Annotated in this window: 9 protein-coding genes; 5 read left to right on the forward strand and 4 right to left on the reverse strand. The window is 74.0% G+C overall.

Going from position 1 to position 12,151, the window contains the following annotated elements:
• Positions 1–74: 74 nt before the first annotated feature.
• From OG335_RS34880 to OG335_RS34895, 4 genes are all read right to left on the reverse strand, one after another.
• Positions 75–629 carry a GNAT family N-acetyltransferase gene (locus OG335_RS34880; RefSeq protein WP_405015155.1) on the reverse strand — a complete coding sequence of 185 codons (555 nt, stop codon included), beginning with the start codon at positions 627–629 and terminating at the stop codon, positions 75–77.
• A gap of 108 nt (positions 630–737) precedes the next feature.
• Complete coding sequence (locus tag OG335_RS34885) at positions 738–3,563, reverse strand: ATP-binding protein (RefSeq protein WP_405015156.1); 2,826 nt, start codon at positions 3,561–3,563, stop codon at positions 738–740.
• A 97-nt stretch (positions 3,564–3,660) separates the two neighbouring features.
• The gene (locus OG335_RS34890; RefSeq protein ID WP_405015157.1) at positions 3,661–6,552 is read right to left on the reverse strand and encodes an AAA family ATPase; all 2,892 of its coding nucleotides are present in this window, start codon (positions 6,550–6,552) and stop codon (positions 3,661–3,663) included.
• A 206-nt stretch (positions 6,553–6,758) separates the two neighbouring features.
• Complete coding sequence (locus OG335_RS34895) at positions 6,759–7,715, reverse strand: helix-turn-helix domain-containing protein (protein WP_405015158.1); 957 nt, start codon at positions 7,713–7,715, stop codon at positions 6,759–6,761.
• Between the two features lie 292 nt (positions 7,716–8,007).
• On the opposite strand from OG335_RS34895, the gene OG335_RS34900 reads away from it, so the two are divergent.
• The 5 genes from OG335_RS34900 (at position 8,008) to OG335_RS34920 (ending at position 12,142) form a co-directional block, all read left to right on the forward strand.
• On the forward strand, positions 8,008–8,829 hold the full coding sequence (locus tag OG335_RS34900; protein ID WP_405015159.1) for an alpha/beta fold hydrolase: 822 nt from the start codon (positions 8,008–8,010) through the stop codon (positions 8,827–8,829).
• A gap of 220 nt (positions 8,830–9,049) precedes the next feature.
• Complete coding sequence (locus OG335_RS34905; RefSeq protein WP_405015160.1) at positions 9,050–9,907, forward strand: alpha/beta hydrolase; 858 nt, start codon at positions 9,050–9,052, stop codon at positions 9,905–9,907.
• Between the two features lie 50 nt (positions 9,908–9,957).
• Positions 9,958–10,791, forward strand: a complete 834-nt coding sequence (locus OG335_RS34910; RefSeq protein ID WP_405015161.1) for an alpha/beta fold hydrolase — start codon at positions 9,958–9,960, stop codon at positions 10,789–10,791.
• An 81-nt stretch (positions 10,792–10,872) separates the two neighbouring features.
• On the forward strand, positions 10,873–11,346 hold the full coding sequence (locus OG335_RS34915; RefSeq protein ID WP_405015162.1) for a Dps family protein: 474 nt from the start codon (positions 10,873–10,875) through the stop codon (positions 11,344–11,346).
• 52 nt (positions 11,347–11,398) lie between these two features.
• Entirely contained in the window at positions 11,399–12,142 is a 744-nt protein-coding gene (locus tag OG335_RS34920; RefSeq protein ID WP_405015163.1) for an MBL fold metallo-hydrolase, read from the forward strand.
• The last annotated feature ends 9 nt before the right edge of the window (positions 12,143–12,151 follow it).

Genomic DNA, 12,151 nt, shown 5'->3' on the forward strand with positions numbered 1-12,151 from the left:
GCGGGGCCGTCGCGCCGGCGCGGGCGTCCGTGGACGTTCCCCCGGGGCCGGCGGTCGACCGGCCGGACGCATCATCAAGAAACCGCGCGGGCCTTCGGGTCCGCCTTCCAGTCCTGGGCGAGAAGCCCGAGCAGCACCTCGTCCATGAACTCTCCCATCACCCAGGCCGAGGAGCGCAGCACGCCCTCGCGGGCGAATCCGTTGCGCTCGGCGGCGCGCAGCATCGCGGCGTTGTCCGACAGCGTCTCGATCTGCAGCCGCTGCAGGCCGCGGACGACGAAACCGTAGTGGCACAGCACCGCGACCGCATCGGTGCCGTAGCCCCTGCCGCGGGAGGACGGCAGCAGTCCCAGGCCGATGTGTGCGGACCGGTGGTGGGTGTCGATGCCCCACAGCGCCGCCGTGCCGACCAGGGCGCCGCCGTCCAACTCCACCACGGAGAACGGGACGTGCCTCGGCTCGTCGTCGTCCACCACGAGCCGCGGGTCCTTCGAGCCGGGCGTGATCGGCCGCCACGGCCGGCTTTCGGACCGGGAGGAGTTGACCACGTCGTCGTAGAGCTCGGCCCGCAGGATCGGGATGTCCTCCTCGTGCCGGGCCCGCAGCCCGATCGTGTCGCCTCGTAGCATGCGAGCTTCCTATCCGACCGGGCCGACCGGCGGCAAACCGATTTCGGCTCCGGTGCTTCAACCTGACGGTGACGATGACGGTGGCGATAGGTCGGGGGAGAGCCCGGGTCATCCAGGGGTTGCGGGCGGGGGAGCGGTGCGCAGGGCTTCGCCGAGCTGGGTGCGGGTGGTGATTCCGAGCTTGGGGAAGATCCGGTAGAGGTGGGATCCGACGGTGCGGTGGGAGAGGAAGAGCTGCTGGCCGATCTGGCGGTTGGTGAGGCCTGCGGCGGCCATGGTGGCGATCTGGAGCTCCTGGGGGCTGAGCTGCTCCCGGGCCGCCGGGGTGCGTCGTTGGCTGTCCTCCCCTGCTGCCCGTAGGAGTTGGCGGGTGACGTTGCTCCAGTGGGGTGATCCGAGGGCGTCGAAGATGTCGCGGGCCCGGCGCAGGGGCGCGCGGGAGTCGGCGGTGCGGCGCAGGCGGCGCAGCAGGCGTCCTTGGGCGAGCAGGAGGCGGGCGCGGTGGATCGGCCAGCGGTCCGCCTCTTCGAGGGCTTCCTTGAGGTGGAGTTCGGCGGCGTCGTCGTCGGCCAGGACGGCCCGGGTGTAGTGCAGGCACATCAGGGTCATGGGGGAGGGGAGGCGGTCTGCGTGGGTGCCGAGTCCGGCGAGGATGCGGCGTGCCTCGTCCTGGCGGCCGGTGTGGACGGCGGCGTCCGCGAGGTCGGGGGCTGTCCACCAGCGCATGTCGTGGTGGGTGTCGTGGGTGGCGTCGAAGGCGTTTCGCAGGAGGTCGAACGCCTCGTCGTGGCGGCCGGCCGTGCTCGCCGCGATGCCGCGCACCTGCTGGATGCCGACGAGCAGGAAGCGCATGCCGGTCACCTGGGGGCTGCTGCGGGCCTGCGCGGCGAGGGTCTCCGCGAGATCGTGCTCGCCGCGCAGTGCGGCGAGCATCGCCAGGTTGGTGGTGGCGGACACGGCCCAGAACCGTTCGCCGGTTTCCTCGGCGAGGGCGGCGGCTTCTTCGCTCTCGGTGCGGACGCGGTCCCATTCGCCGGTCCACAGGCGGCCCCAGTTGCCGGCGCCCAGGGTGCGGGCGAGGAGGGCGAGACGGCCCTGGGAGCGGCAACTGTCGGCGGCGGTGGCCATGTAGGCGGAGGAGGTGTGGAAGTCCCCGAGGATCAGGGCCGTGCTGCCGAGGAACCGCACGGCGTCGGGGTCGGAGCGGTCCGGTGTCAGCTGTGCCGTGCGGGCCATGGCCGCGGTGCCGTGTGTTTCGGGGAGGGCGTAGGCGCGTACGGCCAGCAGGCGCGGGTCGTCGGGCCGCAGATCGAACGGGTCGGTGGCGGTGGCCACGCTCTCGCGCAGGTGGTGCGGCAGGTTGCCCCACCAGCAGCGGGAGGCGGCCCGCCAGAGCAGGTGGACGGCCAGGTCGGTGTGGCCGGCCTCACGGGCCTGTGCGGATTCCTCCAGCAGGGTGTGGACCTGCGCCTCGTCGCGCATGGGCCCGGGTGCGACGACCTCGCGGACGGCGGTGAGCCGGGCGCGTTCCACGGGGCCCATCTGGGCGGGGTCGGCCCGGGAGGCGAGGTCGGCGGCGGTTTGGCGGCGGCCGAGTTCGGCGGCGAGTTCCGCGGCGCCCAGCAGGAGTGAGGTCCGGCGCGGGGGGAGGGCGGTGAGTGCGGAGGCCTGCTCGAGTGCGCCGACGGCGGCGGTGTTGCCACCGCGGGCCCGGGCGCGGGCGGCGAACTCCTCCAGGAGGGTGACCACGCCTTCGTCGGTGCCGAGGGTGGCGGCGGCCCGCTGCCAGACGTGCCGGTCCGGGTCGTGGGCCAGCACGGTGGACAGGGCGGCGTGGACGGCGAGCCGTTCGGCGACGCCGGCACGGGCGTAGACGGCGGATCGGATCAAGGGATGGCGGAACCGCACCCGGAGGGTGTCGGGGTGCACGAGGCCCTCGTCGACGGCGGGTTGGAGGACGTGGGTGTCCACCGGTACGCCCTCGACGATGCTCGCGGCCCGTAGGAGCTGCCCCAGCTCGCAGCCGCCCTCGGCTGCCGCGGCCAGGAGCAGGGTCCTGGTGGCCCGGGGCAGGGTGGTGGTGCGTGCGGTGAACGCCTGCTCCAGCCGCTCGTTGAGGGGAACGAGGTCGGGGAGCCGGCCTGCCGGGCCCGCGTCGGCCAGGGCCCTGGGCAGTTCCACGAGTGCGAGCGGGTTGCCCGCCGCGCGGTCGAGGACGAGTGCCCTGTCGGTGGGCGCCAGATGGGGTGCGTGGGTGTCGAGTAGTGCGCGGGCGGTGCGGTCGTCGAGGGACCGCAGCCGCAGTTCGGCGAACCCGGGGCCGCCGTGCGCGGCGGGTGCCCTGGTGCGGGAGGCGGTCAGGACGACGACGGGGTCGACGCCCAGTCGGCGGGCGACGAACGACAGGACGTCCTGGGTGGGCCGGTCCAGCCAGTGCGTGTCGTCGGCGATGAGGAGCACCGGCGTGTGTCCGGCCGCCTCCGAGAGGAGTTCGAGGGTCGCGAGCGCGATTCCGAACAGCTCGGGGGCGGTGTCTTCCAGAGCGAACGCGGCGCGAAGTGCGCGGCGCTGCCGGGGCTCCAGCCGGACGGCCTCGGCCCGCAGCGGAAGCAGCAGCTGGTGCAGGCCGGCGAACGGCAGGTGGCTCTCGGACTCGACGCCGGCCGCGCTCAGGACGGTCATCGAGCGTCGGCGGGCGCTGCGGGCGGCGGCTGCGAGCAGGGTCGACTTCCCCAGTCCGGCTCCTCCCGTGACGGACAGGGCACCTCCCCGGCCGTGCCGGGCCTGGTCCAGGAGGTGTTCCAGGAGGGCGAGGTCGTTCTCCCGGCCGTACAGGGTCTCGGCGGCGGCGGCGGCGGTGGTGGCCGTTGCCGGAGGCGGGGCCGGTCGGGCGATCGGCGGGGTCGGTCGGGCGGTCGGTTCGGGCTCGGGCAAGGGTTCACCACCGGGAGCAGGGGCGCGGGCAGGCGGGCGAAGCCCTCTCGTCCATCCTGGGACTCAGGTCGGCGGGGTGCTTAGGTCATCTGACCGGTCATCGCGGCATGTGCTCCGCGAGGGCCTTCTGAAGCTGGGAGCGGGCGGCGACGCCCAGTTTCGGGAAGACCTGGTACAGGTGGAATCCGATGGTGCGCGGGGAGAGCAGCAGCCGTTCGCCGATCTCCCGGTTGCTCAGGCCCTCGGCCGCGAGCCGGGCGATCTGGAGCTGCTGCGCGGTGAGGCCGGTCTCCGCCCGCTCGTGCGGGTCGCGGGTGCGGTGCGGGGTCACGCCGCAGGCCCGCAGTTCCGCGGTGCACCGGGCCGTCCAGGGCCGGGCCCCGATCCGTTCGAACACGGCCAGGGCGCCGGCCAGGACGGGGCGGGCGTCGTTGACGCGGCGGCGCCGGCGCAGCCATTCCCCGTACTCCAGTCGCGCCTTGGCCTGCTCGAAGGGCCATGGATCGCCGGCCGGGTCGAGGGCGGCCAGGAAGTGCTCCTCGGCGTTCTGCGGGCCGGACAGCAGCGCGCGCGCCCGGTGCAGCAGCAGATCCAGGCGGATGCTCGTCCGTCCCCGGAGGCGGTCCTCGACCGTCTCCAGCAGCCGTAGGGCCTCGTGCCGGCGGTCCACCCGGGCGGCGCAGGCCGCGAGGTCGGCGACGGCGTAGAAGGAGGCGTGGTAGTGCAGCGGGGCCGCACCGGCGTCGCCCGCGAACAGCCCGCGCAGCTGTTCCCAGGCGCCGGAGTGGTCGCCGTCCGCTGTCGCCGCCGTTGCCAGGACGACGCGGGCGCGCACCGCCATGGCCAGGGTCTCGGCGGGTTCGACCCCGATCATGGCCCGTGCGAGCCGGGCCCGTGCCCGTGCGGTGTCGCCCTGGACCGCGTCCAGGGCCGCGACCAGTGAGCAGGAGCTGGCCGCCGCCATCTCCAGGCCGCCCTCGCGTGCCACCGTGTACGCCTCGACGGAGGTCGACCGGGCGGCCTGCCATGCTCCGCTCTCGTACTGCGCCAGCCCCAGGGCGGCGGACAGGGTCGCGTTGGTGCCCGCCGTGGTGATGCGCCGGAGGTGGTCCTGCGCCTGGCCGAGCAGGTGCAGGGAGGTGTCCGTCTCGTCGAGGATCCACGCGCCGGCGCCCAGCAGGATCAGGTGCAGCAGCGCGGGCTCCCGTTCGGCGGCGCCCTCGGCCAGCAGCTGCAGGTGGTGCCGGCGGTCGCCGAAGGGGTCGCAGCCGGCCCGGGCCCACAGACGGTCCGCCACGTGCCCGGTGTCCGCAGCGAGCAGGGCGGTCAGCCGCAGGCTCTCACGGCGTGGGCGCGGGGCGCCGCTGTTGTAGACCACGGTGGCGGCCGTGCTCAGCGCGGCGAGCGCGTCCTGCGGGTCGCCGGTGAGCGCTGCGGAGGCCGCCGGCAGCAGGAAGCCGAGCGAGGCGCTGTGGCGGGTGGTGACGGCCAGCGCCCATCCGGCCCGGATGGAGGCCGCGCTCAGTGACCGCGGGTCGTCGGCGCTCGCGACCGCCTGCGTGGTGATGGCGGCGACCTCGTCCGGAAGGCCGGCGAACATCGCGAGTTCGGCGGCCTCCAGCAGCCGGTGGGTACGCAGCGGTGCGTGCGGGGTCAGTTCCGCCGCGCGCCTCATCGCGGCCGCGGCCCCTTGGTAGCCCCCTCGCCGGCGGGCCCTGTCGGCCGTGGCGACCAGGTCCTGCGCGATCTCCTCGTCCGGTCCCAGTGCCGCCGCCGAGCGGTGCCATGCCTGCCGGTCGGGGCTGCCCGCAAGGGCCGCCACCAGCGCGAGGTGGGCGTGCCGGCGGGCCGCGAACGACGCCCCCTGGTAGACGGCCGAGCGCACCAGCGGGTGCCGGAACCGCACCCGGCCGTCCTCGACGACCACCAGGCCGGCCTCCTCCGCGGGCTGCCAGGCCTCGGGCCCCGGCAGATCACCGGTGGCCGCGGTGCACAGGTGCACCGCGGCCAGCACTGCTTCCCGGTCCGGCTCGCCGGCGGCAGCGGCGACCAGGAGCGCCTGCCGGGTGGTGGCGCCCAGGGCGGGCAGCCGTGCGCCGTGGATCCGCTCCAGTGCGGGCGTCAGGGGCAGTAGACCGGTCGGTTCGAGCCGGGCCGTCGCAGCGCCGTCGGCGACCGCCCGGGCCAGTTCGAGCAGCGCCAGCGGATTGCCCGCGGCCTGCTGGAGGATGAGGGCGCGCTGCGTCGGCGGCGGCCGCTGCGGGAGTGAGTCCAGCAGCGAGGCGGCCGCGGTGTCGTCGAGGTCCCGAAGGTCCAGGAAGGGCATGTCGTCGTCCGGTACGCCGGCGTTGCCGTTGTTGCCGGGTCGGGCCGCGGTCAGCAGCAGGAGGGACGCCCGGCCGATCCGCCGGGCGACGAAGGCCAACACCTCGGCCGTCGGGCCGTCGATCCACTGGGCGTCGTCGAGGATCGCGACCACGGGTGTGCGGGCGGCGCAGCCGGTCAGCAGTTTCAGGACCGCGTGCGCCACCTTGAGCCGGTCGTCCGGCCGGGCGCCGACCGTGACGGCGGCGCGCAGGGTGCGCACCGTGTCCGGGGCGGCCCGGCAGGGATCGGACCACAGGGGGAGGAGGAGCCGGTGGAGAGCCGCGAAGGGCAGCTTGCTCTCCGATGCGGCGCCCGCGGCGCAGAGCACGGTCATGGACCGTTGCGCCGCACTGTCGCGGACCGCGGCCAGCAGGGCGGACTTGCCGGTGCCGGCGGTCCCGCCGATGGCGACAGCGGCGCCCTCGCCCTGCTGCAGGAGGTCCAGCAGGCGTTCCAGGAACGCGATCTCGGTGTCGCGTCCGTGGAGTGCGGCCGGTCCTCCCGACGGCTCGGTCCGGGTAGAGGCAGAGGCAGGAACAGGGGCAGGAACAGGAACAGGAACAGGGGCGGGACGGGGCCGGGCTGAGGGGAGTGGCCGGGCTGAGGGGAGTGGACGGGTCATGGGCGCTCTCCGACGTGGTGCGTGGTGCTGCACGGCCGGGGCCCGCCGCGGCTGAAGGGTGCTCGGGCGGGAGACCTGGCACGGTGAGCCTAGGAACGAGCGGTGCACTCCGACCGGCGGTGCCCGTTTTGCCGTGAACGCCGACACGCCGGGGCCAGAACGGCACCCGGGCGGCACGCTCGGGCCAGCCGACGCCGTCGGGTCGGCTACCCGTTCTCGGTGAGGAGGCGGCGCCACTCCCGCGGGGTGAGGCCGTACGCCGCGCGGAAGCGGCGGCCGAAGTGAGAGGGATCGGCGAAGCCCCAGGAACGCGCCACCTCCGCGATCGGGCGCCTGCCGTTCTCGGGCCGGCCCAGGTCGGCGCGCACGCCCTCCAGCCGCCGGTTGATGATCCACTGCTCCAGGGACGAGTGCGGGGGCTGCACCAGACGGTAGAGCTGCCGCAGCGAGATGCCGTGTGCGGCGGCGATCACGGCGGGCCGCAGGAGCGGGTCGCGCAGGTGCAGGTCGATGTAGGCGTGGATCCGCACCGGAAGGGTCTCCGCGAGCGCCGGGCGGGCCTGCGGGTCGTGGCGGGCGGCGGACACGAGCAGCGCGCGCACCAGCGAGACACTCGCCTCCCCCAGACCGGACGCCCCGGCATCGGCACCGAGCACGTCCGCGTCGGCGGCCAACCGGGCCAGGTGGTCGCGGACGAAGCCGTACAGGCTGCTCGTGCACAGCAGCGGCACGGCCCGGCGCACCAGGTCCACCGGCAGCCCCAGCCGCTCGTAGGGGATCGACAGCGCGCTGGCGGCGCCGACCCCGCTCCACGCGTAGTCGTAGGGCGCGGTCAGGTCGGACAGCAGGAGGTCGCCGCGGCGCAGGTCCGCCGTGTGCGCGGCCTGGATCCGCCGGGCACGGCCGAATTCCTGCAGGGCGATCGCCACCGTCTCGGGGGCGTCGCGGCGGATGTGCGCCGCGGTACGCGTCATCCGCACGCCCGACCCCTCGTGGCGCCACAGGAACACCCCGCCGAAGTCCCACAGGTCGATCCGCGCCCGCAGGACGGCATCCGGATCCCAGTGAACGAGCCGACAGGCCGGCGTGGCGGTCAGCATCGCGGCGAACACGGCCTCCGCACGATCCCGGCTCGGCAGCTCCGCCGTGTCGAGTACGAGCACCGCACACCAGCCCTTCCGCCCCTGTCACGCCTGCCCGGGACTGCGCACCACCCCTGATGACCAGCGCCGCCGAGGATATCGGGCCCGTCCTGCCGGGCCGGCGGCCACCCCGCGGGCGGACGACTGAGCGCGCCGACGACGACTCAACCCGCCGCAGGTGAGTCGGTTGACCCAAGCTCAGAACACCCGCCGTACAACAGACTCGGACCACCGGAACACGGCGGGCCGGCCCGGGTGGCAGCACCCGGGCCGACCGGCCGGAACCACCACCCGCACCCAACGGAGGTACACCATGCCCACCATCACCACCCGCGACGGCGCCGAGATCTTCTACAAGGACTGGGGCAACGGCCGTCCGGTCGTCTTCAGCCACGGCTGGCCGCTGAACGCCGACGCCTGGGACAGCCAGGCCAACCTCGTCGCCTCCCACGGGTTCCGCGCCGTCGCCCACGACCGGCGCGGCCACGGCCGCTCCGCCCAGACCTGGGACGGCAACCACATGGACCAGTACGCCGACGACCTCGCCGAGCTCATCGAACAGCTCGACCTGACCGACGCCGTCCTGGTCGGCCACTCCACCGGCGGCGGCGAGGTCACCCGCTACCTCGGCCGGCACGGCAGCGCCCGCGTCTCCAAGGCCGTCCTGCTCGGCGCGGTCCCGCCGCTGATGCTCAGGACCGCAGCCAACCCGCAGGGCTCCCCGATCGAGGTCTTCGACGGCATCCGCGCCGGGGTCACCGCCGACCGCTCGCAGTTCTACCAGGACCTCAGCACCCCCTTCTACGGCGCGAACCGCGAAGACTCCGCCGTCTCCCAGGGCCTGCGCGACGCGTTCTGGCTGATGGGCATGCAGGTCGGCATCAAGGGAGCGCTCGACTGCATCAAGGCCTTCTCCGAGACCGACTTCACCGAGGACCTCAAGAGCATCGACGTCCCCGTCCTGGTCGCCCACGGCGACGACGACCAGATCGTCCCCATCCAGGCCGCCGCCCTGCAGAGCGTCGAGCTCCTCAAGAACGCAGTCCTGAGGACCTACCCGGGCGCGCCGCACGGCCTGGTCGGCGACTTCGAGAAGGCGTTCAACGCCGACCTGCTCGCCTTCATCGCTTCCTGAGCACGACCGCAGCAGATCCGGCGGCGCGGGCCGAGAACAGCCGCCCGGGCCCACACCCGGCCCACACCCGGCCCGCGCCGCCGGCCCACGGCCGACCCGTTGCCGGCCGCCTTCCCCGCGCACCGGCCCACGGCGACCCGTTGCCGGCAGCCTTCGCCGCACACATCCGCCCCTCCCGGGCTCTTTCCCACCTCACGGATCCACACCTCACGGAGCAGCCATGTCCGATCCCGCACCCCTGATTCCCGCCCCGACCCTGGCCGACATCGAGCGGGCCAACGCCTCCGGGCGCACCCCCGTGGTCTTCATCCACGGCCTGTGGCTGCTGCCCGCCAGCTGGGACCGCTGGGCCGCACTCTTCGAGGCCGCCGGCTACACACCGCTCTCCCCGGGATGGCCCGACGACCCCGACACCGTGGAGGAGGCCGCCGCCCACCCCGAGGTGTTCGCGAACAAGACCGTCGGGCAGGTCGCCGACCACTACGGCGCCGTCATCGCCCGCCTCGACCGCAAGCCCGCCGTCATCGGCCACTCCTTCGGCGGACTCCTCGCCCAGATCATCGCCGGACGCGGCCTGTCGGCAGCCACCGTCGCCATTGACGCCGCCCCCTTCCGCGGCGTCCTGCCGCTCCCGATCTCGGCCCTGCGCTCCTCCCTCCCCGTGCTCGGCAACCCGGCCAACCGCCACCGTGCCGTCCCGCTCACCTACGAGCAGTTCCGCTACGCCTTCGCCAACGCGGTCGGCGAGCAGGAGGCCCGACACCTCCACGAGGCCTACGCCGTGCCCGCGCCCGGGGCTCCGCTGTTCCAGGCCGCGACGGCGAACTTCAACCCCTGGACGGAGGCGAAGGCCGACACCGACAACCCGGACCGCGGACCGCTGCTGATCGTCTCCGGCGAGAAGGACCACACCGTCCCGCACGCGATCTCGGCCGCGGCCTACAAGCGGCAGCAGCGCAACCCCGGACTCACCGAGTTCACCGAGATCCCGGGGCGCGGCCACTCGCTGACCATCGACTCCGGCTGGCGCGAAGTCGCCGCCACCGCCCTCGCCTTCGTCGAACGCTTCGTCAAGTGATCCGTCACCAGCTGCATCCCGATCCCTCCCCGCGATTCCGAGGAAGACCCATGAACCCCCGCACCAGGCGCACGGCACCCCGATCCGGCCGTGCCGCCGTACTCGGCGCCCTGCTCCTCCTCGGCCTGACCGCGGTCCCCGCCGCGGCATCGGGCACCCCGGCCCACGACCCTGCCCGGGTCAGGCCCACCATCGTGCTGGAGCACGGCGCCTTCGCCGACGCCTCCGGCTGGAACACCGTCATCCAGTCCCTGCAGAAGCGCGGCTACACCGTCCTCGCCCCCGCCAACCCGCTGCGCGGCCTGACCGGGGACACCGCGTACCTCACGTCGTTCCTCGCCACCGTCAGCGGACCGGTGGTGCTCGTCGGCCACTCCTACGGCGGGGCGGTCATCACCGGTGCCGCCACCGGCAACCCCGCCGTCAAGGCCCTCGTCTACATCGCGGCCTACGCCCCCGCCGAGGGCGAGAGCGTCGCCCAGGCCACCGAGCTCGGCGGCGGCACCTCCGAACTCCTCCAGCACGTGATCGCCCGGCCCTTCCCCGGCGCGGCGCCGGGCGACGCCGACGCCTACCTCGACCCCGCGTACTTCCGTCAGCTCTTCGCCCAGGACCTGCCCGCCGCGCAGGCCGCCCAGCTCGCCGCGGCGCAGCGCCCGGCCGCGTTCGCCACCCTTCTGGAGCCGGCAGCCGTCCCCGCCTGGCGGACGATCCCGTCCTGGTACCTGGTGGCCCGCAACGACCGGACGATCCCCCCGCAGGCCGAGCGGGCGATGGCCGCCCGCGCGCACGCCCGCACCGTGGAGATCGACAGTTCCCACGCCGCGATGATCAGCCACCCCCGCGCCGTCACCGACCTCGTCCTCGACGCCGCCGACGGCTGACAGCCGCCTCGCCCGCCGGGGGACAGGCCCACCACGGCCGGTCCCCGGCGGGCAGCCACCCGACACGACCGGAGCACTCCCATGACGATCGTCACCGGCCCCCTCGCCGAGTCCGACCGGGCAGTCACCGCACAGGCGCTGCAGGGCGCCCTGGTCGACCTGCTCGACCTCTCGCTCAACGCCAAACAGGCCCACTGGGCGCTCTTCGGCCCGCGCTTCCGCTCCCTGCACGAGCAGCTGGACGAACTGGTCGTCACAGCACGCGACTTCTCGGACGTGCTGGCCGAACGGGCCGCCACCATCGGCAGCCCGCCGGACGGCCGCCCGGCCACCGTCACCGCCACCAGCGGGCTCCCCGCCTTCCCGGCCGGCTGGATCAAGGACTCCGCGGCCCTCGACCTGGTGACCGCCTCGATGAGCACCCTCGTCGACCGGATGCGCCGGCGCATCGAGGACACCACGACGGCGGACCCGGTCACCCAGGACCTGCTCATCGTGGTCACCGGTGAACTGGAGAAGCAGCACTGGATGCTGCAGGCCGAGCACGCGCACTGACCCACCGCCACGGCACCGCGCCGCAGCCCGTACCCCACCTCAGGAGAACACCGTGAAGATCACCGTCACCCACATCGGCACCGCCACCGTCCTGCTGGAGATCGGCGGATTCCGGCTGCTGACCGACCCGGTCTTCGATCCGGCCCCGGCGCAGTACCGGTTCGGCACGGTCACCCTGAACAGCACCGTCGGCCCCGCCCTGACGGTTGACGAACTGCCCGCCATCGACGCCGTCCTGCTGAGCCACGACGAGCACCCCGACAACCTGGACGACGCGGGCCGAGCGCTGCTCGCCGGACGGACCGTTCTCACCACCGGCAGCGGCGCCGGCCGGATCGGCGAGGGAGCCGTAGGACTCGATCCGTGGGCGAGCCACGAGATAACCCGCGGTACGGAGAGCCTGCGCATCACGGCCACCCCGGGCCTGCACGCCGGAGACGTGATCGGCTTCGTCGTGGAGCAGCCCGGCGAGGACGAAGCGCTCTACGTCTCCGGCGACACCGTCTACTTCGACGAACTCGACGAGATCGGAAGGCGCTTCGCGATCGGCACCGCCGTCCTCCACTTCGGCGCCGCCCAGGTGGACGAGATCGGCGAACTGCCGATCACCCTCGACGGCGCCCAGGGCGTGGCACTCGTCCGATCGCTCGGCGCGAAGAGCGTCATCCCCGTCCACTACGCGTCCTGGGCACACTTCTCCCGGGGCCGTGAGGACGTCGTCACCGCCTTCGAACAGGCCGACCTCGCCGACCACCTGCACTGGCTCACCCCGGGCGTCCCCACCACCCTCGGCTGAGTTCTCCAC

Source organism: Kitasatospora sp. NBC_01539, from assembly GCF_045040525.1.
Taxonomy (GTDB): Bacteria; Actinomycetota; Actinomycetes; order Streptomycetales; family Streptomycetaceae; genus Kitasatospora.